Genomic DNA, 19,469 nt, shown 5'->3' with positions numbered 1-19,469 from the left:
CCGCCGCGGCCGGCGCATTACACCGCCACGTACGTCACCGGATCGCTCCCCGTCACCGCCTCCGCCCGCCCCAGCTTCACCAGGCGCCGCACATGGGCCTCGGCCTCGGAGACCGCGATGGTGCGTGATCCGTAAGGGATCTGGTCCCAGGGCCGGTTCCACTCCATGCGCTCGGCGAGCTGCCAGGGGGTCAGCGGTGTCGAGAGGAGGATCAGCAGTCCGGTGAGGCGTTCCTCGTGGTGGGCGAGCAACTCCCGTACGCGGGAAGGGGCCTCGGTGAAGGTGTGCTGGTGGGCCGGGAGCACCTCGGCGGGGCCGAGGCGGCCGACGCGCTCCAGGGAGTCGAGGTAGTCGCCGAGCGGATCGGTGACGGTGACGTCGTCCGGATCCTCGTACAGGCCGATGTGCGGGGTGATCCGGGGCAGGAGATGGTCGCCGGAGAACAGGCGGCCGTGGCCCGGGAGGCGGGCGGGGTGGTCCTCCTCCAGATGGAGGCAGACATGGCCTGGCGTGTGGCCGGGGGTCCAGATCGCGCGCAGGCGGCGGCCCGGCAGGGCGAGGAGTTCGCCGGGGACGATTTCGCGGTCGGGGAGGGCGGGGGAGAAGCCGGGGAGGGTGCTGGGGCGGGCCGACTTCCTGGCGTCGCGCAGGGGCGCCAGGTGTTCCTCGGGTGCGCCGGAGGCCGTCAGCTTGGCCGCCATGTAGGCGAACCAGCGCTCGGGCCGGTTCTCCCGCGTCCGCCGGACGATCGAGGCGTCGGCCGCGTGCATCGCGATCCAGGCCCCGGACGCCTCGCGCACCTGGCCCGACAGGCCGTGATGGTCCGGGTGGTGATGCGTGATGACCACGCCGTGGATCTCGGAGACGGAGGTGCCGCAGGCGGCGAGGCCCTCGGCGAGGGTGTCCCAGGAGGCGGGGTCGTCCCAGCCCGTGTCGATCAGGACGGGGCCGCGGTCCGTGTCCACGACGTACACCAGGGTGTGGCCGAGGGGGTTGTCCGGGATGGGGACACTGATCGACCGTACGCCCCCGCCGTGATCGGTCACCTGCGCCATGGGCTCCCACCAATCGCCGTGTTCCGGTCACTGTCCGGTCTGCCCGGCCACTATAACTAGAACAGATTCCAATGGGTGCCCAAGTCGACCGTTATCTCTCCGCGTCCGGTGTTCGGCCCGTGGACTCCGTTGACTGGAACTGGTATCAGTTCTCGTATCTGATGAAGCGTCAGAGAAACGTCAGGGAACGGTCCCCCGGGAGGCAGTCGGCCATGACGGAGCTCGTGGAACACGGACAGCTGTTCATAGGCGGGGAGTTGACGGATCCCCTGGGCAAGGACGTCATCGAGGTCATCTCGCCCCACACCGAAGAGGTCATCGGACGGGTGCCGCACGCTTCGACGGCGGACGTCGACCGGGCCGTCGCCGCCGCGCGCAAGGCGTTCGACGAGGGCCCCTGGCCGCGCATGAGCCTCGACGAGCGGATCGAGGTCGTCACCCGGATCAAGGACGCCATCGCGGTGCGCCACGAGGAGATCGCTCGCGTCATCTCCTCCGAGAACGGCTCCCCGTACTCCTGGAGCGTCCTCGCGCAGGCCCTCGGCGCGATGATGGTGTGGGACGCGGCGATCACGGTGGCGCGCACCTACACCTACGAGGAGACGCGCGACGGAGTCCTCGGGAAGATCCTCGTCCGGCGCGAGCCGGTGGGGGTCGTCGCGGCCGTGGTCCCCTGGAACGTCCCGCAGTTCGTGGCGGCGGCCAAGCTCGCGCCCGCGCTGCTGACCGGCTGCACGGTCGTACTGAAGCCGTCGCCCGAGTCGCCGCTCGACGCCTATCTGCTGGGCGAGATCGCGAAGGAGGCCGGGCTGCCCGAGGGGGTGCTGTCGATCCTCCCGGCGGACCGTGAGGTCAGCGAATACCTGGTCGGACACCCGGACATCGACAAGGTCTCGTTCACCGGGTCGGTCGCGGCCGGCAAGCGTGTCATGGAGGTCGCCTCGCGCAATCTGACCCGCGTGACCCTGGAGCTGGGCGGCAAGTCCGCCGCCGTGGTGCTCCCGGACGCCGACATCGGGACATCCGTCCCCGGCATCGTCTCGGCGGCCTGGATGAACAACGGGCAGGCCTGCGTCGCCCAGACCCGCATCCTGGTGCCGCGCTCGCGCTACGACGAGTTCGCGGACGCCTTCGCGGCGGCGGCCGGCGCACTGGTGGTCGGCGACCCGCTGGACCCGGCGACCCAGGTGGGCCCGCTGGTCGCGAGGCGTCAGCAGCAGCGCAACCTCGACTACATCCGCATCGGCCAGGAGGAAGGGGCCAAGATCCTCACCGGCGGCGGTCGTCCACGGGGCCTCGACCGCGGCTGGTATGTCGAGCCGACCCTCTTCGGCGATGTCGACAACTCCATGCGGATCGCGCGGGAGGAGATCTTCGGACCGGTGATCTGCCTGCTCCCGTACGGCGACGAGTCCGAGGCCGTGAAGATCGCGAACGACTCGGACTACGGGCTGAGCGGCAGCGTCTGGACGGCCGACGTGGCCCATGGCATCGACGTCGCCCGCCAGGTCCGTACCGGCACCTACTCCGTCAACACCTTCAGCCTCGACATGCTCGGCCCCTTCGGCGGCTACAAGAACTCGGGCCTGGGGCGGGAGTTCGGCCCCGAGGGATACGGCGAGTTCCTGGAGCACAAGATGATCCATCTGCCGGCCGGCTGGGAGGCGTGAGCATGGGCGACCGCTGGCAGGTGGAGGTCGATCGCTCCGTGTGCATCGGCTCCGCCCAGTGCGTCCACCACGCCCCGGACGCCTTCCGCCTCGACACCGGTATGCAGTCCCATCCGGTCGAGCCGGAGGCCGACGCCAACGAGAAGATCCTCGAGGCGGCGGAGGGCTGCCCGGTGGAGGCGATCATGGTCACGCTGCTGGGGAGCGGGGAGCCGGTGTTCCCGCCGGAAGATTGAAGAAAAAAATCCCTTTCGGGGGGTTCTATTCGGCCATGGGCGTTCTATTCTGGTATTGGCCTACGAGGCGAGTGAGGGAGTTCAACCGGAGTAGCCGACTTTGGCGAGACGCTTAGGCATCCGCTGAGGCCGACGTCGACGGTCGGGCTGAGAGGCCGGAAGGTAGCAGTTGGACCGGATGGCGACCTCCACTACCTGATCCGGGTAATACCGGCGAAGGGAACCCGTCTCGTAGGTTTCTGCGTGCCCGCGTGCCCGCGTGCCTGCGTGCCTGCGGGCACGCAGGGCTGCCGCCCTAGTCGTCCGCGGCCGGGTCCGTCAGATCGATCAGGCGGCACACCGTCTCGATGTCGATCTTGACCTGGGCGATCGAGGCCCGGCCCGAGAGCCAGGTGATCAGGGCCGAGTGCCAGGTGTGCTCGATGACGCGGACGGCGGAGAGCTGGGCGGGGGTGGGATCGTCGAGGCCCATGGCGTCGAGGATGATCATCGTGGTCTGCCGGGAGACCTGGTCGACCTCGGGGCTGACGCTGCGGTCCGCGAAGGTGAGCGCGCGGACCATGGCGTCGGCGAGATGCGGCTCGCGCTGCAGGGCGCGGAACGCCCGCATCAGCGTCTCCGCCACCCGCTCCGCCGCCGTGTCCCCGGCCGGCGGCTTCTTGCGCAGCGTGCCGTGCATGTGCTCCAGCTGGTCCTGCATCGTGGCGACCAGCAGATGGACCTTCGAAGGGAAGTAGCGGTACAGCGTGCCCAGGGCGACCTGGGACGACTCCGCGACCTCGCGCATCTGTACGGCGTCGAAGCCGCCCCGGCTGGCCAGCTGCGCGCTCGCGTGCAGGATCCGGCGGCGGCGCGCCTCCTGCCGCTCGGTGAGCGGGGGAGTGGCGGGGTGCGGGGTGGAGTGCGTGGAGAGGGGCGTGGACGGCTGCGACGCCGACCGCGCGTTCTTCGAGTCCGCCTTGGCTTCCGCAGGCATGGGTCCGTTCCGTGACATCAGCGAGAGGGAGCGACGAGTCAGCATGGCAGGGCTTCCGGTTGCTGCGCGAATCATCGGACCCCGCCATTCCGCCGTGGCGTGAATCACCCGATCCACCGCTCACAGCGGCGCTACCTGCCGGTAGATTCAATGCTCCTTGAACGATCAAGTCTGAAACTTGTTCTAGATTACCGTCCCCGCGTAATCTCGCGGGAAAGTGCAGGGAGAAGGGGGCCGGAAGTGACCGCTGAGGCCATGGAGGCGGGCTCCGGGGAGGGCGCGGCCGCCGACGGGGACCGACCTCTGCGCATCGCGCTCCTCACCTACAAGGGGAACCCGTTCTGCGGCGGCCAGGGCGTCTATGTACGGCACCTCTCGCGCGAGCTCGCCCGCCTCGGCCACCGGGTCGAGGTCATCGGCTCCCAGCCCTATCCCGTGCTGGACGAAGGCCTGCCCGAGCTGAGCCTCACCGAGCTGGCCAGCCTCGACCTGTACCGCCAGCCCGACCCCTTTCGCACCCCGAAGCGCGAGGAGTACCGGGACTGGATCGACGCGCTCGAGGTCGGCACGATGTGGACCGGCGGCTTTCCCGAGCCGCTGACCTTCTCGCTGCGCGCCCGGCGGCATCTGCGTGCCCGCCGAGGCGACTTCGACGTCGTCCACGACAACCAGACCCTCGGCTACGGCCTGCTGGGCGACGTGGGCGCGCCGCTGGTCACCACCATCCACCACCCCATCACCGTCGACCGGCAGCTGGAGCTGGACGCCGCCGAGGGCTGGCAGCGCCGCGCGTCCGTACGCCGCTGGTACGCCTTCACGCGCATGCAGAAGCGCGTCGCGCGCCGCCTGCCGTCGGTACTCACCGTCTCCGGCACGTCACGCCAGGAGATCGTCGACCACCTGGGTGTCGCCCAGGACCGTATCCACGTCGTGCACATCGGCGCGGACACCGACCTTTTCTCGCCGGATCCGGCGGTACGGCAGGTGCCGGGCCGCATCGTGACGACGTCCAGCGCGGACGTGCCGCTCAAGGGCCTGGTCTTCCTGGTCGAGGCGCTCGCGAAGGTGCGCACCGAGCACCCCGGCGCCCACCTCGTCGTCGTCGGCAAGCGCGCCGAGGACGGGCCCGTCGCCCAGGCCATCGAGCGGTACGGGCTCGAAGGCGCCGTCGAGTTCGTCAAGGGGATCTCGGACGCGGAACTCGTCGACCTGGTGCGCTCGGCGGAGGTCGCCTGTGTGCCGTCGCTGTACGAGGGCTTCTCCCTCCCGGCGGCGGAGGCCATGGCGACGGGTACGCCGCTGGTGGCCACGACCGGCGGGGCGATCCCGGAGGTCGCCGGGCCCGACGGCGAGACCTGCCTCGCGGTGCCGCCCGGCGACTCGGGCGCACTGGCCGCCGCTCTGAGCCGACTGCTCGGCGACCCGGAGCTCCGGGTACGCCTCGGTGTCGCCGGCCGTGAGCGGGTACTGCAGCGCTTCACCTGGGCCCGAGCCGCCGAGGGCACGGTGGCCCACTACCGGCAGGCCATGGCCGGCTCCGCGGGCGCGGCCCCCCGCCGCTCCGCGGGCGACGACTCCTGCCGCTCCGCGGCAGGCCCCGACCTCTCCCAGGCTCGGCTTCGCTCGCCCGGGGGGACCCCCATCGCGGCCACGCCTCCCGACCGCTCCGCGGCCGCCGAGGGGGCCGAGACCCCCGCCCCGGACGCCGCCGAAGAACTAGTTGTAGCCAACCGCGAAAGCAGGGCCACGTGCTGACCGTCGACTTCTCCCGGTTCCCGCTCGCCCCGGGCGACCGCGTCCTGGACCTCGGCTGCGGTGCCGGCCGGCACGCCTTCGAGTGCTACCGGCGTGGCGCCCAGGTCGTCGCGCTGGACCAGAACGGCGAGGAGATCCGCGAGGTCGCCAAGTGGTTCGCGGCGATGAAGGAGGCGGGTGAGGCGCCCGCCGGAGCCACCGCGACGGCGATGGAGGGCGACGCGCTGGCGCTGCCCTTCCCCGATGAGTCCTTCGACGTCGTGATCATCTCCGAGGTCATGGAGCACATCCCGGACGACAAGGGTGTCCTCGCGGAGATGGTCCGCGTGCTGAAGCCGGGCGGCCGCATCGCGATCACGGTTCCGCGCTACGGCCCCGAGAAGGTCTGCTGGGCGCTGTCCGACGCGTACCACGAGGTGGAGGGCGGCCACATCCGCATCTACAAGGCGGACGAACTGCTGGCGAAGATCCGCGAGGCCGGCCTCAAGCCCTACGGCAGCCACCACGCGCACGCCCTTCACTCCCCGTACTGGTGGCTGAAGTGCGCGTTCGGCGTCGACAACGACAAGGCACTGCCCGTGCGGGCGTACCACAAGCTCCTGGTCTGGGACATCATGAAGAAACCGCTGGCCACCCGGGTCGCCGAGCAGGCGCTGAACCCGCTGATCGGCAAGAGCTTCGTGGCGTACGCGACCAAGCCCCACCTCCCCCTGGTGGAAGCCAAGTGACCACCCCCCGGACAGAACACCTCGTCCTGCCCGGGGTCCTCACCGCCGAGCAGGCTGCCGCCACGGTGCGCGGGATCCTCGGGGTGCAGCGGCCGGACGGCGCCATACCGTGGTTCCGTGGGCACCACCTCGACCCGTGGGACCACACCGAGGCGGCCATGGCGCTCGACGCGGCAGGGGAGCACGAGGCGGCGGAGCGCGCGTACGAGTGGCTGGTCAGGCACCAGAACACGGACGGCTCCTGGTACGCGGCGTACGCCGACGGGGACTTCGAGGACGTCACCGACCGCGGCCGTGAGACGAACTTCTGCGCGTACATCGCCGTCGGCGTCTGGCACCACTACCTGGCCACTGGCGACGACATGTTCCTGGACCGCATGTGGCCGGCCGTCTCCGCGGCCGTGGAGTTCGTGCTCGGGCTCCAGCAGCCCGGCGGGCAGATCGGCTGGAAGCGCGAGGACGACGGCACGGCGGTGAACGACGCGCTGCTGACCGGGAGTTCGTCGATCCACCACGCGCTGCGCTGTGCGCTCGCCATCGCCGAGCAGCGGGAAGAGCCGCAGCCCGACTGGGAGTTGGCGGTCGGCGCGCTGCGGCACGCGATACGGCTCCACCCCGAGCGGTTCCTCGACAAGGACCGCTACTCGATGGACTGGTACTACCCGGTGCTCGGCGGCGCGTTGACGGGCGCCGAGGCCAAGTCCCGTATCGATGAGGGCTGGGACCGCTTCGTGGTCCCCGGGTTCGGTGTCCGCTGCGTGGTCCCCAACCCGTGGGTGACCGGCGGCGAATCGGCCGAACTCGCCCTCGCCCTGTGGGCGGTGGGCGAGTCCGACCGTGCCCTGGATATCCTCCAGTCCATCCAGCACCTGCGCGATCCGAAGACCGGTCTGTACTGGACGGGCTACGTCTTCGAGGACCAGGCCATCTGGCCCGAGGAACTCACCACCTGGACCGCCGGTTCACTCCTGCTGGCCGTTGCCGCGCTGGGCGGCGACGAGCCCACCTGCGCGGTCTTCGGCGGCGAACGCCTCCCCTGGGGCCTGGACCCCGACTGCTGCGCGTAGTGACCTTCCGGACTTTCCGGAAGCTCAGTGGCGGTGCATACGGTTGGCGATCGCGTGGCCCACGAAGAGGTACACGACGGCCGCCAGGCCGTAGCCCGCGACGACGCGCGCCCACGCGTCGTCAAAGGTGAACAGGTCACGCGACCAGCCGGCGAGCCAGGCGGCCGCGTCATGGACGAACTGCACCAGGTCGTTGGCGCGGTTGGCGTCCAGCAGATACATCAGGATCCACAGACCGAGGATGACGGCCATCACGTCGGCGACGATCGCGATGACCGTCCCCGCCTGATTCGAGCCGTTGCGATATCGGGACATGCCCGCCGGGTAGCCATCGAACCGTGGGTGAAACCCGAACGGGTTCGCTCAAGTGGCGCAATCGGCGGGACGGGGCGAGGCTGCCGGTAGAGCCGTGTTCTCCCGCGACCAGGGAGAACACGTCCCTGTCCAGGGAGAACTCTGTCCCTGATCAGGGGGGACCGTTCTCTTCCCGGAGGATCCCGTGCCCGTACCGATGCGGCGCCTGATCGTGGCGCTCACCCTGTCCTGCGCCCTGCTTGCCGGCACGACCGCCTGCGGCAGTGGCAGCGCTGCGAAGGACACCGCCGCTGCGGCCGCGGCCGCCACTCCCAGTCCCAGTCCCAGTCCCAGCACCTCCGCGCAGAAGCAGAAGCTCTCCAAGACCCGCTTCGTGGCCAACGCGGGGCTCGCGGCCGGAGCCACCTACCAGTGGATCGTCAAGCCGTGGAAGGCCGGCAAGTTCAAGAAGGGCGCCAACGGACGCACGCTCGCACTGGTCAAGGCGGGGCTCGCGGGCACGTTCGCGTACAACCGCCTCAAGGCCGCCTCGAAGAACGCCCAGGGCGACCCGACGCTCTCCAAGGCCATCGCCCCGCTCACCGCGGGCATCGAATCACTCAAGAGCCTGCCCTCCAAGCTGCGCAAGGGTGACTCGGCCGACACCGCCGCGAGCGCCTTCGACGACGTCATCAACAAGGTGAAGGACGCCGGTAAGAGCGCGGGCGCCGAGGTCAAGGACCAGCTGCCGTCGGCGTCGCAGCTCACGGGTGGCTAGGCGGGCCAGGATCTAGGAGTTGAGCTCCGCGAGGACGCGAAGCGTGTGGGGGTCCGGGGACAGGACCAGCAGGTCGGTCACCGGACCCTTGCGCCACAACTCCAGCCGCTCGGCGATGCGTTCGCGGGGACCGACGAGCGAGATCTCGTCGGCGAAGGCGTCCGGGACGGCGAGGACGGCTTCCTCGCGACGCCCGGCGAGGAACAGCTCCTGGATCTGGCGCGCCTCCTCCTCGTACCCCATGCGCGCCATCAGATCGGCGTGGAAGTTGCGCGCCGCGTGCCCCATCCCGCCGATGTAGAAGCCGAGCATCGCCTTGACGGGCAGCAGCCCTTCGGCGACGTCGTCGCAGACGTGGGCGCGGGCCATGGGGGCGACGAGGAAGCCCTCCGGCAGGTCGGTGAGCGACGCCTCGTACGCCTGGGGGCGGGTCGGCGACCAGTACAGCGGCAGCCAGCCGTCCGCGATCCGGGTCGTCTGCGCGATGTTCTTCGGGCCCTCGGCGCCGAGCAGGACGGGCAGTTCGGCGCGCAGGGGGTGCGTGATCGGCTTCAGCGCCTTGCCCAGGCCCGTGCCGTCGGCGCCCCGGTACGGGTGGGCGTGGAATCGACCCTCCAGCTCAACGGGCCCTTCGCGCCGAAGGACTTGCCGTATGACATCCACGTACTCCCTGGTCGCGGTCAGCGGCGACTTCGGGAACGGCCGCCCGTACCAGCCCTCGACGACCTGCGGCCCCGAAAGCCCGAGGCCGAGCATCATGCGCCCGCCCGAGAGATGGTCGAGGGTGAGCGCGTGCATCGCGGTGGTGGTGGGGGAGCGGGCGGCCATCTGTGCGACGGCCGTGCCGAGTCGGATACGGGACGTCCGCGCGGCGATCCAGGTGAGCGGTGTGAAGGCGTCCGAGCCCCAGGATTCGGCGGTCCACACGGAGTGGTAACCGAGCCGTTCCGCCTCCTGGGCGAGCGGCGCATGGTCCGCCGAGGGGCCGCGTCCCCAGTAGCCGAGTGCGAGACCGAGCCGCATGTCCCCTCCGGGCGTCGACGTCTGATGGACTGTCAGCTGTGCATTCGGCTGGCGACTGTACGACAACGGCCCCCCACCCGGAAGGGCGAGGGGCCGTATGTGCGGGAAGCGGGCGTCAGCCGCGCTGGATCCCCGACGTGTCCTGCAGAACGCCACGACGGCCGTCCTGGGTCTGCGCCACCAGGGTGGCACCGCGCTGCTCGACGGCCAGGTACCAGGTGCCCGGCGCCAGTTCGGCGATCGGCGCCTGCGAACCGTCCTCCGCGAACAGCGGCCGCGGCACCGGCACGGCGAACCAGAACGGCGAGAAGTCCTGGGCGCCGGACTGCTGCGCCTGCGGGGCCGACGGCTGCGGCTGGGGCTGCGAAGGACCGCCGAACGGCTGCCCCTGCTGCGGCTGGGCGCCGCCGTAGGGCTGCCCCGGCTGCTGGGCGCCGGGGTAGCCGTAACCGCCCTGGGGCTGGCCGCCGTAGGGCTGGGGGGCGGGGGGCCTGGGGGCGCCGACGAGGGCGGCGTTCAGGGCCGGGACGAGCGGGGTGGCGATCGCGGCGGCGGCCAGGACCAGGGCGGCGATCAGGCCGAGGATCAGACCCGAGCCGGCGCTGACGTTCGAGGTGCCGAAGCTGTCGCTGAACGCGCCCAGCGGGTCGATGATCGTCCAGAACGAGGTCCACAGGGAGAACAGCGTCAGGGCCACCCCGAGCGGGCCGAGTTCGAGCCCGATCACCTTCCGCGGCTGCGGGAGCGCGCGGGCGACAACGATCAGGGCCGCACCGACGATGCCACCGATGTACATGCTCATCACAAGGCCCAGGTTGTCCCAGGCGTTGAGAGAGTTGCTGCCGGCCGGGTCGTACGTGCTGAGGAACGAGGCGATGAACAGCAATACCGCTGCTCCGATCACCACGCCGTCGCCTCGAGTGAGGGAGCGGATATTCACTTCAGGTCCTTCGTGAGTCGTCTCGTCGTCGGTGGAGGCGTCGCTGTCACCATGTCGCCGTCAGGCACTGGTGTGAAGCGCGGGGGTGGCCCCTCATCGTACGGACGACACTATCGCCCGTCCGATCAGGGTGTACGCCGGGTGCAACCTCGCGATCACTACCCGCGCAGGAAACTCACGATTCCCTCAGAGATCCCACGCGCCGCCTTCTGTCGCCACGCGCCGCTGGTGAGCAACGCAGCGTCCTTGCTATCGCGCATGTTGCCGCACTCGATGAACACCTTCGGAACCGTTGACAGATTGAGACCGCCGAGATCCTTTCGGACCACGAGACCGGTGCCGTCACCGATGTAGTTGGAGGGTGCGCTGCCCGTCTCGCGGACGAACAGGCCCGCGACGCGCTCGCCCAGATCGCGGGACGGGGCGACGATCGGGCGGGTGTCGGCGGCGCCCGAGTGCACGGATGCGGGCAGGATCACATGGAAGCCGCGGTTGCCGGCCGCCGAGCCGTCCGCGTGGATCGAGACGACCGCGTCGGCGTGAGCCTTGTCACCGATCTCGGCCCGCTCGTCCACGCACGGGCCCCACGAGCGGTCACCGTCCTGCGTGAACTTCACCGTGGCGCCCTGCTGTTGCAGGATCGTACGCATCCGGCGCGCGACGTCGAGCGTGAACTGGGCTTCCGTGTAACCCGCGTTGGTCGAGGTGCCCGTCGTGTCGCACTCCTTCCAGTTCGTGCCGATGTTCACCTTGCGGTTGATCTCGGACGTGTGCCGGAAGTTGCCGGGATTGTGCCCCGGATCGATGACGACCACCTTGCCCTTGAGGGGGCCGGAGCCGGCGGGTGCGGACGTGGAGGGCGTCGAGGGCGAGTGCGAGGTCGGCGAGGTACTCGGCCTGCTGTCGTCCGTGCCGGACGCGGAGGCCGTGGGGGAGGCCGGCGCGGAGGACGGCGACGCCGCCCCCGCCTTGTCGGACCCGCCCCCCGAGTCGTCGCCCACCGCCTGCCACACCAGCCATCCGGCCAGCGCACCCGGTACGAGCGCGGCGATCGCGACGGTGAGCGGGCCTCGCCGGGAACGGCGCGGCTGGGGCGGATCGAAGTCAGGGCCTACGTACGACACGTCAGCGACTCTAACCGTGCCCTCAGATCCCCGCTCCGGTTCGCCGCAGGACGCGCAGCGAGTCGGTCACCGAGACCTCGGTGAACGCGCCGGACTCCAGGGCCCTGAGGTAGACGCGGTACGGGGCCTGGCCGGTGAACTCGTCGGCCGGGTCGGGGAACACGTCGTGGATCACGAGGAGGCCCCCTTCGGCCACGTGTGGTGCCCAGCCCTCGTAGTCGCCGCTCGCGTGCTCGTCGGTGTGGCCGCCGTCGATGAAGACGAAACCGAGCGGTGTCCGCCAGAAGGCGGCGATCTGCGGCGAGCGGCCGACGATCGCGACCACGTGGTCCTCCAGGCCCGCCTGGTGCAGGGTGCGGCGGAAGGTGGGCAGCGTGTCCATCCGGCCGATCTCGGGGTCGACCGTGGACGGGTCGTGGTACTCCCACCCCGGCTGCTGCTCCTCGCTGCCCCGGTGGTGGTCGACCGTGATCGCCGTGACCCCGGCCTCCCGCGCGGCGTCGGCGAGCAGGATCGTGGAGCGCCCGCAGTAGGTGCCGACCTCGAGGAGCGGCAGCCCGAGCCGCCCGGCCTCGACGGCGGCCTCGTACAGCGCGAGTCCCTCGCCGAGCGGCATGAACCCCTTGGCGGCCTCGAAGGCGGCGAGAATCTCCGGCTTGGGTGCCGCGGGCATGGGGGTCCTCCATCGGGTACGCGCCTGTGGACGCCCCATGCTGCCGTACACCCCCGCCGCGTGGGCGACGGGGGTGTACGGGAGGGTATGTCCGTTACGCGGGAACGCTCTGGCCCGGCAGTGCCAGGTCCACCTCGACCGGACGTTCGTCGCCCGCGTGTGTCGCCGAGGAGGCGTGGGGGCCGTGGCCGGTGGCCCTGGCGGCCAGGACATAGGCGCCCTCGGCGGGCACGGCGAGCGCGTAGCTGCCGTCCTCGGCGGAGAGCGTCGCACCCGCCTGGCGGCCGCGCCGGTCGATCAGGGTGACCTTGGCGCGGGCGACCGGGTCGCCGTCGGCGTTCAAGACGCGGCCGCGGAAGCCGCGGAGTGCCTCCTCGGCGCGCTCCAGGTTGGCGTCCTCCTCGCTGCTGGCACGCAGTTGCGGGGCGCGGTTCGCCTTCGGCAGGAACAGGGCCATCAGCAGGCCGACCGCCACCGCGCCCGTCGCGATCAGGAAGGAGACGCGGAAGCCGTGCATGGTCGGGATCGCGACGCCGCCCACGTGGTGGGCCGTGTTGGCGAGCACCATGCCGATGACGGCGCTGGACACCGACGTGCCGATGGAGCGCATCAGGGTGTTCAGGCCGTTGGCCGCGCCCGTCTCCGAGGCGGGGACCGCGCCGATGATCAGCGCGGGCAGCGAGGAGTACGCGAGGCCGATGCCCGCGCCCAGGACCACCGCGATGACGAGGCTCTGCCAGGCGGCGTTCATCAGACCGAGGCCCGCGCCGTAGCCGATCGCGATGATCAGCATGCCGAGGATCAGGGTGATCTTGGGACCGTACTTCGCCGACAGCCGGGCGTAGACGGGCGCCGTGAGCATCATCGTCAGGCCGAGCGGCGCCACGAGCAGGCCCGCCGAGACCATCGACTGGCCGAGGCCGTATCCGGTGGCCTTCGGCAGCTGGAGCAGCTGGGGCAGGACGAGGGAGACGACGTAGAAGGAGACGCCGACCATGATCGAGGCGAGGTTGGTGAAGAGGACCGCGGGGCGGGCCGTGGTGCGCAGGTCGACCAGCGGAGCCTTCAGGCGCAGCTCCAACACGCCCCACAGGACGAGCACGACGGCCGACGCGGCGAACAGGCCGAGCGTGGTGGCCGAGGTCCAGCCCCAGTCGCTGCCCTTGGTGATCGGCAGCAGGAACAGGACGAGGCCCACGGAGAGGCCTATCGCGCCCAGCACGTCGAAGGTGCCCTCGGCGCGCATCGGAGACTCCGGCACGACGAGGAGGGTGAGGAGGATCGAGAGGACGCCGAGGCCGGCGGCGCCGTAGAAGAGGGCGTGCCAGTTCGCGTGCTGCGCGACCAGGGCCGCGGCGGGCAGCGCCAGTCCGCCGCCGACGCCGATCGAGGAGCTCATCAGGGCCATCGCCGAGCCGAGCTTCTCGCGGGGCAGCATGTCGCGCATCAGGCCGATGCCGAGCGGGATCGCGCCCATGGCGAAGCCCTGGAGCGTGCGACCCGCGATCATCGGTATCAGGGTGCTGGTCAGCGCGCTGATGAGTGCGCCGACCACCATCACGGCGAGGCTCACGATCAGCATGCGTCGCTTGCCGAAGAGGTCGCCGAGGCGCCCCATGATCGGCGTGGCCACGGCACCCGAGAGCAGAGTTGAGGTCAAGACCCAGGTGGCGTTGCTGGGCTCGGTGCTCAGCAGCGTCGGCAGGTCCTTGATGACCGGGACGAGCAGGGTCTGCATCACCGCGACAACGATGCCCGCGAAGGCGAGCACCGGCACGGTCGCGCCGCTCGGCCTCCGCGTGGGCTGGTCGGTCGTCGTGTGCGTCATGGGGTGGGGCCTCCAGGCCAAAAGAAGAGACGTGCTCAGGAAGTACAGGAACTAGAAGTGCTCAGGAAGTACAGGAACTAAGGGGGGCGATCCGTGCGGGATCCGGACGGTCGGTCGATCCGGGTCTCTGATCCGTGCGGGGTGCGTGCGGGGTGCGTGCGGGATGCGCGCGGGATACGTGCAAGTTGAACCCGGTGCGCCCGGGCAACTATTCCGATGCTTCGGCGTACTAACGAATTCTTGACCTTCCCATGGGGATCTGACCTACCGTCAGAATGAAACGTGTTCTAGTCTGACGCGCACCTTGGGCCTTGGGGAGGCACGCATGGGCATCGGGACCACACCGGAACAGCGGGAACTGGCCGAGGCCGTACGCGGCTGGATCGCGCGAGCCGTGCCACCCGAAAAGGTCCGCAAACTGCTCGACGCGCCGGGCGGCGGCAGACCGTCGTACTGGGACGGGCTCGCCGCGCAGGGGCTGCTCGCCGTGCACCTTCCGGAGTCGTACGGCGGTGGTGGCGGCGACCTGGTCGACCTCGCCGTCGTCGTGGAGGAGGCGGCGCGGGCCGCGCTGCCGGGGCCGTACCTCGCGAGCGCACTGGCGTCGGTGGTGCTGGAGGGGGCGACGGGGGCAGCGGGGTCGGACGGTCTCGTACGGGCGCTGGGGTGCGGGGAGCGGGTCGGCGCCGTGGCGTTCGACGCGGGGACCCTGACCGCCGCCGCGGCGGACGGTGGGTACGTGCTCGACGGGATCGCGCCGCCCGTACTGTCCGGCGCCGACGCGGACGTCCTGATCCTGGCGGCCTCGGGCGCGACCGGGACGGTGTGGCTGGCCGTGGAAGCCGCCGACCTCGTCGTACGCCCCCACGAGAGCGCCGATCCGACGCGGGCGACCGCCGAGGTCCGGGCGGAGGGGGTGCGGGTGCCCGCCGACCGCGTCCTCGGCGTCGACGCGGACCTGGTCCGCGACCTCGCCGCCGTCCTCCTCGCCGCGGACGCCTGCGGCACCGCCGCGTGGGCGCTGGAGACCGCCGCCGAGTACGCCAAGGTCCGCGAACAGTTCGGCCGGCCCATCGGCCGCTTCCAGGGCGTGAAGCATCTGTGCGCCGACATGCTCGTACGGCTCGAACAGGCGCGTGCGCTCACATGGGACGCGGCCCGAGCGGCTCAGGAGGTGCTGGGGACAGGGGAGCTGGCTGCTCAGGAGCCGGACGGGGTGCGGGAGTTGGTGTCCGCCCTCGCTTCGGGTGCCGCGCTCGACGCCGCGCATTCCTGCGCCAAGGACTGCATCCAGATTCTCGGCGGGATCGGGTTCACCTGGGAGCACGACGCCCATCTGTATCTGCGCAGGGCTCTGGTGGCACGGCAGCTGCTCGGGGCCGGGGACGCACACCTGCGGCGGGCCGCCCGGCTCGCACGGCACGGCGTGCGGCGGGAGCTGCGCCTGGAGCTGCCGGCGGAGGCGTCCGCGTACCGGACGAAGGCCCGCGAGGTGATCGACGGCGCGCGCGGGCTCGATCCGGCGGCCGTACGACGCCTGCTGGCGCCCACCGGATACGCCGCCCCGCACCTGCCCCGGCCGTACGGACTCGGCGCCGGGCCCGTCCAACAGCTCGCCATACAGCAGGAGTTGGCCGCGGCGAACGTACAGATCAGTGATCTGGGGATCGCCACCTGGGTCGTACCGTCCCTCATCGCCTACGGGACCGGGCCGCAGCGGGAGCGCTATGTGCTGCCCACCCTGCGCGGGGACCTGCTCTGGTGCCAGCTCTTCTCGGAGCCGGGCGCCGGGTCCGACCTCGCGTCGCTGCGAACCCGGGCCGAGCGGACCGCCGACGGGCGGTGGCGGGTCAACGGGCAGAAGGTGTGGACGAGCGCGGCGCAGTGGGCCGACTACGGAATCCTCCTCGCGCGGACGAATCCGGCGGCGCCCAGACACAAGGGGCTCACCTACTTCGTCGTCGACATGAAGCGCACGGACGGCATCGACATCCGCCCCCTGAAGGAGATCACCGGGGACTCCCTCTTCAACGAGGTCTACTTCGACGACGTGCTGCTGCCGGCGGACGCGGTCGTCGGCGAGGTCGACGACGGCTGGCGCGTCGCCCGCAACACCCTCGGCAACGAACGCGTCCACATGGCCGACCAGTTGACGTTCGACACGGGACTGGAGGCGCTGATCGCGCAGTCGGCCCGTGTGGACGAGGCGCGGTTGGGTGCCCTGCTCGCCGAGGCGCACGCGCTTGCCTGCATCGGGCTGCGCACGACCCTGCGGCAGGTGTCCGGGGTGGAGCCGGGCGCCGGCGCCTCGATAAGGAAGCTGGTGCAGACCGCGCACCAGCAGAAGGTCGCCGAGCTCGGGCTCGAACTCCTCGGCCCCGCGGGCGCGGTGCGCGAGGACGTCGGCGAGCGCGCCGTCCACGGCTTCCTGCTCTCCCGCTGCCTGACCATCGCGGGCGGCACCACCCAGGTTCAGCTCAATGTCGTCGCCGAGCGCATCCTCGGCCTGCCCAGGGACTGAGAGGGAACTCTTGACGCTCCCCTCCCTGAAGGGAGTGGATTCTTACGGCTTGCGCCGTGAGACTTCCTGTTTCATCGCCGACTGCCCGCCCGGAGAACTCCGTTGAGGTCTTACACCAGCTCCGCAGGCTGCAACCGCCCGTCCGGCGGCCAGAAGGTTCTTCGCTGCGTTCACGTCCCGGTCGTGGGTCGTGCCGCAGTCACACGTCCAGGTGCGGACGCTGAGCGGCATCTCCTCCCGAAGGGTGCCGCAGGTGGAGCACAGCTTGGACGAGGGGAAAAAGCGGTCTACCGCGATCACTTCCCGCCCGTACCACTGGGCTTTGTACTCCAGCATGCTCCGGAACTGCGACCAGGACGCATCACTGATGGCGCGGGCGAGACTCCGGTTTTGGACCATGTTGCGCACGGTCAGGTCCTCGATCACGAGCGTTTGGTTCTCACGCACGAGACGAGTGGTCAGCTTGTGCAGGTGGTCCCTGCGCCGGTCGGTGATACGGGCGTGCACGCGGGCGACCTTGCGTCGGGCCTTCTCCCGATTCTTCGAGCCCTTCGCCTTGCGCGACAGCTCCCGCTGGGCCCTGGCCAGGCGGGCACGGTCGCGGCGTTCATGCCGGGGGTCGGCGATCTTCTCACCGGTCGAGAGCGTCAGCAGGTGGTCCAGGCCCACGTCGATCCCGACCACGTTCGAGTTGACGGCAAGCGGCTGGACGCCGGGGTCCTCACACAGCATCGAGACGAACCAGCGTCCCGCCGCATCCTGCGACACCGTCACGGTGGACGGCTTCGATCCCTCGGGCAGCGGCCTCGACCACACGATGTCGAGCGGCTCCGCCATCTTCGCCAAGGTCAGCCTGCCGTCCTTGAAGCGGAACCCGCTGGTGGTGTACTCGGCCGAACGGCGGGACTTCTTCCGCGACTTGAAGCGCGGGTACTTGGCCCGCTTGCCGAAGAAGTGGGTGAACGCCACCTGCAAGTGGCGCAGACACTGCTGGAGCGGAACCGAGGAGACGTCGTTGAGGAACGACAGTTCCTCGGTCTTCTTCCACGCCGTCAGCATCGCCGACGTGGCGTTGTAGTTGACCCGCTCCTGCCGCGTCCACGCCTGGGTACGGGCGGCGAGCGCCATGTTGTAGACCTTGCGCACGCATCCGAACGTGCGCGACAGCTCGGCTGCCTGCGCCTCGGTCGGACGGAAGCGGTACTTGAACGCCCGCTTCACAGGGCTCGCGGTCACGCTCACAAACTAGTACGGCTACAGGTAGTGATCAAACCTGCGGGTCACAGCACTGCGATCCGCCGCGGCGGCGAATCACAGCTCCTGGCCCTGCTCCGCAGGAGTCCGTTTCCTCTCCGCCCTGAAGGGCGGAGTATCCACGGAGGAATCCGATGAAGACGTACGTCGTCGGGGTCGGTATGACCAAGTTCGAGAGGCCCGAGACCCGCGAGTGGCAGTACTGGGACATGGTCAAGGAGGCGGGCACCAAGGCCTTGGCCGACGCCGGGATCTCTTACGCCGAGGTGGAGCAGGTGCCTGTCGGCTACTGCTTCCAGGCCTCGACCGCGGGCCAGCGCGCCGCCTACGAACTGGGCCTGACCGGCGTTCCCGTCTACAACGTCAACAACAACTGCGCGACCGGATCGAGTGCGTTGATGCTGGCGCGGCAGTTCGTCGAGGGCGGCCTCGCCGACTGCGTACTGGCGCTGGGGTTCGAGAAGATGAAGCGGGGGGCGCTCGGGGGCGGGGCGGACGGCGGGGACTTCGAGACGTCCCCGGTGGCCCGGCATTACGGGATCATGGCGGCCCGGCACGGCTTCGAAATGTCCCCGCCCACCGCGCAGATCTTCGGCGACGCGGCGCGGGAGCACATGGAGAAGTACGGGACGACCGAAGCGCAGTTGGCCGCCGTCGGCGCCAAGAACCACCGGCACTCGGCGCACAACCCGTACGCCCAGTTCCAGGACGTGTACTCGGTCGACGAGATCCTCGCCGCTCGGACCGTGCACCGTCCGCTCACCAAGCTCCAGTGCTCGCCGACCTCGGACGGAGCGGCGGCGGCCGTCGTCGTGTCCGAACGGTTCGTCGAGCGGCACGCGTTGGCGGGCAAGGCCGTCGAGATCGTCGCCCAGGCGATGACCACCGACACCGAGGAGTCCTTCGCCTCCGGCTCGTGCATCGACGTCGTCGGACAGCCGATGTCGCGGGAGGCCGCCCGCCAGGTCTACGAGCGGTCCGGACTCGGCATCGAGGACGTGGACGTCGTGGAACTCCACGACTGCTTCTCGGTCAACGAGCTGCTGACGTACGAGGCGCTCGGCATGTGCGAAGAAGGGGAGTCCGGCAAGCTCGTCGAGTCGGGGGCCACGACATACGGTGGGCGCTGGGTGGTGAACCCCTCGGGCGGCCTGATCTCCAAGGGGCATCCTCTGGGGGCGACCGGGATCGCGCAGGTGGCGGAGCTCACCTGGCAGCTTCGGGGCGAGGCGGGAGCCCGGCAGGTGGCCGGCGCGCGCGTGGCGCTCGCGCACAACATCGGGCTCGGCGGGGCAGCGGTGGTGACGCTGCTGCGGGCGGGGGACCTCTAGCCGCGCGGCGACCTTTCAGTTCCGGCCGGCACGATCCAGCCCGTCCGGCGTTTGAGGACGAGGCCGTCAAGGCCGATGCGGGGGTCTGGGGGCGGCAGCCCTCAGGTACGGGACGGGTAGGGGCGGAGGGGGCGAAAACCGCTTCTGGCCGACCGACGGCGATGGGGCCCGCGGCCTTCCCGATGGGCGACGGGGCCTGCGGCCTCCCCCGTGGGC

Annotated in this window: 17 protein-coding genes; 8 read left to right on the top strand and 9 right to left on the bottom strand. The window is 70.5% G+C overall.

Annotation, left to right across the window (positions count from 1 at the left end; genetic code table 11):
• Window positions 1-17: 17 nt before the first annotated feature.
• On the bottom strand, window positions 18-1,055 hold the full coding sequence (locus tag IEY95_RS44120; protein WP_189191925.1) for a Strvi_7410 family MBL fold metallo-hydrolase: 1,038 nt from the start codon (window positions 1,053-1,055) through the stop codon (window positions 18-20).
• Window positions 1,056-1,267: 212 nt separating this feature from the next.
• Here IEY95_RS44120 and IEY95_RS44115 point away from each other — a divergent pair, with 212 nt between their 5' ends.
• The gene (locus tag IEY95_RS44115; RefSeq protein ID WP_189191924.1) at window positions 1,268-2,725 is read left to right on the top strand and encodes an aldehyde dehydrogenase; all 1,458 of its coding nucleotides are present in this window, start codon (window positions 1,268-1,270) and stop codon (window positions 2,723-2,725) included.
• 2 nt (window positions 2,726-2,727) lie between these two features.
• The gene (locus IEY95_RS44110) at window positions 2,728-2,961 is read left to right on the top strand and encodes a ferredoxin (RefSeq protein WP_189191923.1); all 234 of its coding nucleotides are present in this window, start codon (window positions 2,728-2,730) and stop codon (window positions 2,959-2,961) included.
• Between the two features lie 295 nt (window positions 2,962-3,256).
• Here IEY95_RS44110 and IEY95_RS44105 read toward each other — a convergent pair whose 3' ends face one another.
• Complete coding sequence (locus IEY95_RS44105) at window positions 3,257-3,937, bottom strand: TetR family transcriptional regulator (RefSeq protein WP_189191922.1); 681 nt, start codon at window positions 3,935-3,937, stop codon at window positions 3,257-3,259.
• Window positions 3,938-4,177: 240 nt separating this feature from the next.
• On the opposite strand from IEY95_RS44105, the gene IEY95_RS44100 reads away from it, so the two are divergent.
• Genes IEY95_RS44100 through IEY95_RS44090 form a run of 3 tightly spaced genes read left to right on the top strand, consistent with a single transcriptional unit; the run spans window position 4,178 to window position 7,487 of the window.
• Window positions 4,178-5,692 (top strand): glycosyltransferase family 4 protein, encoded by a 1,515-nt coding sequence (locus IEY95_RS44100; RefSeq protein ID WP_189191921.1) that lies wholly within the window; start codon window positions 4,178-4,180, stop codon window positions 5,690-5,692.
• A complete protein-coding gene (locus IEY95_RS44095; RefSeq protein WP_189191920.1) occupies window positions 5,686-6,420 on the top strand; it encodes a class I SAM-dependent methyltransferase in 735 nt (244 codons plus the stop codon). Before IEY95_RS44100 ends, IEY95_RS44095 begins: the two co-directional genes overlap by 7 nt.
• Complete coding sequence (locus tag IEY95_RS44090) at window positions 6,417-7,487, top strand: prenyltransferase/squalene oxidase repeat-containing protein (protein ID WP_189191919.1); 1,071 nt, start codon at window positions 6,417-6,419, stop codon at window positions 7,485-7,487. Before IEY95_RS44095 ends, IEY95_RS44090 begins: the two co-directional genes overlap by 4 nt.
• Before the next feature lie 24 nt (window positions 7,488-7,511).
• Here the strand turns inward: IEY95_RS44090 and IEY95_RS44085 are convergent, their stop codons facing one another.
• The gene (locus tag IEY95_RS44085; RefSeq protein ID WP_189191918.1) at window positions 7,512-7,802 is read right to left on the bottom strand and encodes a hypothetical protein; all 291 of its coding nucleotides are present in this window, start codon (window positions 7,800-7,802) and stop codon (window positions 7,512-7,514) included.
• 184 nt (window positions 7,803-7,986) lie between these two features.
• Here IEY95_RS44085 and IEY95_RS44080 point away from each other — a divergent pair, with 184 nt between their 5' ends.
• Window positions 7,987-8,559, top strand: a complete 573-nt coding sequence (locus IEY95_RS44080; protein ID WP_189191917.1) for a hypothetical protein — start codon at window positions 7,987-7,989, stop codon at window positions 8,557-8,559.
• 12 nt (window positions 8,560-8,571) lie between these two features.
• On the opposite strand, the gene IEY95_RS44075 is transcribed toward IEY95_RS44080, so the two are convergent.
• From IEY95_RS44075 to IEY95_RS44055, 5 genes are all read right to left on the bottom strand, one after another.
• Window positions 8,572-9,582 (bottom strand): LLM class F420-dependent oxidoreductase, encoded by a 1,011-nt coding sequence (locus IEY95_RS44075; protein WP_189191916.1) that lies wholly within the window; start codon window positions 9,580-9,582, stop codon window positions 8,572-8,574.
• 115 nt (window positions 9,583-9,697) lie between these two features.
• Window positions 9,698-10,522: a DUF5336 domain-containing protein gene (locus tag IEY95_RS44070; RefSeq protein ID WP_189191915.1), complete on the bottom strand. Its 825-nt coding sequence runs from the start codon at window positions 10,520-10,522 to the stop codon at window positions 9,698-9,700.
• A gap of 158 nt (window positions 10,523-10,680) precedes the next feature.
• The gene (locus IEY95_RS44065) at window positions 10,681-11,646 is read right to left on the bottom strand and encodes an N-acetylmuramoyl-L-alanine amidase (protein ID WP_189191914.1); all 966 of its coding nucleotides are present in this window, start codon (window positions 11,644-11,646) and stop codon (window positions 10,681-10,683) included.
• A 22-nt stretch (window positions 11,647-11,668) separates the two neighbouring features.
• Window positions 11,669-12,319, bottom strand: a complete 651-nt coding sequence (locus IEY95_RS44060) for a class I SAM-dependent methyltransferase (RefSeq protein WP_189191913.1) — start codon at window positions 12,317-12,319, stop codon at window positions 11,669-11,671.
• A gap of 94 nt (window positions 12,320-12,413) precedes the next feature.
• On the bottom strand, window positions 12,414-14,147 hold the full coding sequence (locus IEY95_RS44055; protein ID WP_189191912.1) for an MFS transporter: 1,734 nt from the start codon (window positions 14,145-14,147) through the stop codon (window positions 12,414-12,416).
• A 325-nt stretch (window positions 14,148-14,472) separates the two neighbouring features.
• Here IEY95_RS44055 and IEY95_RS44050 point away from each other — a divergent pair, with 325 nt between their 5' ends.
• Entirely contained in the window at window positions 14,473-16,668 is a 2,196-nt protein-coding gene (locus IEY95_RS44050; RefSeq protein ID WP_189191911.1) for an acyl-CoA dehydrogenase family protein, read from the top strand.
• Between the two features lie 42 nt (window positions 16,669-16,710).
• On the opposite strand, the gene IEY95_RS44045 is transcribed toward IEY95_RS44050, so the two are convergent.
• Window positions 16,711-17,904 carry an RNA-guided endonuclease InsQ/TnpB family protein gene (locus IEY95_RS44045; protein WP_189191910.1) on the bottom strand — a complete coding sequence of 398 codons (1,194 nt, stop codon included), beginning with the start codon at window positions 17,902-17,904 and terminating at the stop codon, window positions 16,711-16,713.
• A 152-nt stretch (window positions 17,905-18,056) separates the two neighbouring features.
• Here IEY95_RS44045 and IEY95_RS44040 point away from each other — a divergent pair, with 152 nt between their 5' ends.
• Entirely contained in the window at window positions 18,057-19,253 is a 1,197-nt protein-coding gene (locus IEY95_RS44040) for a lipid-transfer protein (RefSeq protein WP_189191909.1), read from the top strand.
• The last annotated feature ends 216 nt before the right edge of the window (window positions 19,254-19,469 follow it).

This window comes from Streptomyces albiflavescens (assembly GCF_014645835.1).
Lineage (GTDB): Bacteria > Actinomycetota > Actinomycetes > Streptomycetales > Streptomycetaceae > Streptomyces > Streptomyces albiflavescens.
This window is presented reverse-complemented; position numbering and strand designations above follow the sequence as displayed.

Coding starts and splice junctions, on each gene's coding strand:
- IEY95_RS44110 (WP_189191923.1), top strand. CDS start 2,728: ATGGGCGACCGCTGGCAGGTGGAGGTCGATCGCTCCGTGTGCATCGGC.
- IEY95_RS44060 (WP_189191913.1), bottom strand. CDS start 12,319: ATGCCCGCGGCACCCAAGCCGGAGATTCTCGCCGCCTTCGAGGCCGCC.
- IEY95_RS44120 (WP_189191925.1), bottom strand. CDS start 1,055: ATGGCGCAGGTGACCGATCACGGCGGGGGCGTACGGTCGATCAGTGTC.
- IEY95_RS44075 (WP_189191916.1), bottom strand. CDS start 9,582: ATGCGGCTCGGTCTCGCACTCGGCTACTGGGGACGCGGCCCCTCGGCG.
- IEY95_RS44105 (WP_189191922.1), bottom strand. CDS start 3,937: ATGCCTGCGGAAGCCAAGGCGGACTCGAAGAACGCGCGGTCGGCGTCG.
- IEY95_RS44085 (WP_189191918.1), bottom strand. CDS start 7,802: ATGTCCCGATATCGCAACGGCTCGAATCAGGCGGGGACGGTCATCGCG.
- IEY95_RS44115 (WP_189191924.1), top strand. CDS start 1,268: ATGACGGAGCTCGTGGAACACGGACAGCTGTTCATAGGCGGGGAGTTG.
- IEY95_RS44040 (WP_189191909.1), top strand. CDS start 18,057: ATGAAGACGTACGTCGTCGGGGTCGGTATGACCAAGTTCGAGAGGCCC.
- IEY95_RS44055 (WP_189191912.1), bottom strand. CDS start 14,147: ATGACGCACACGACGACCGACCAGCCCACGCGGAGGCCGAGCGGCGCG.
- IEY95_RS44050 (WP_189191911.1), top strand. CDS start 14,473: ATGGGCATCGGGACCACACCGGAACAGCGGGAACTGGCCGAGGCCGTA.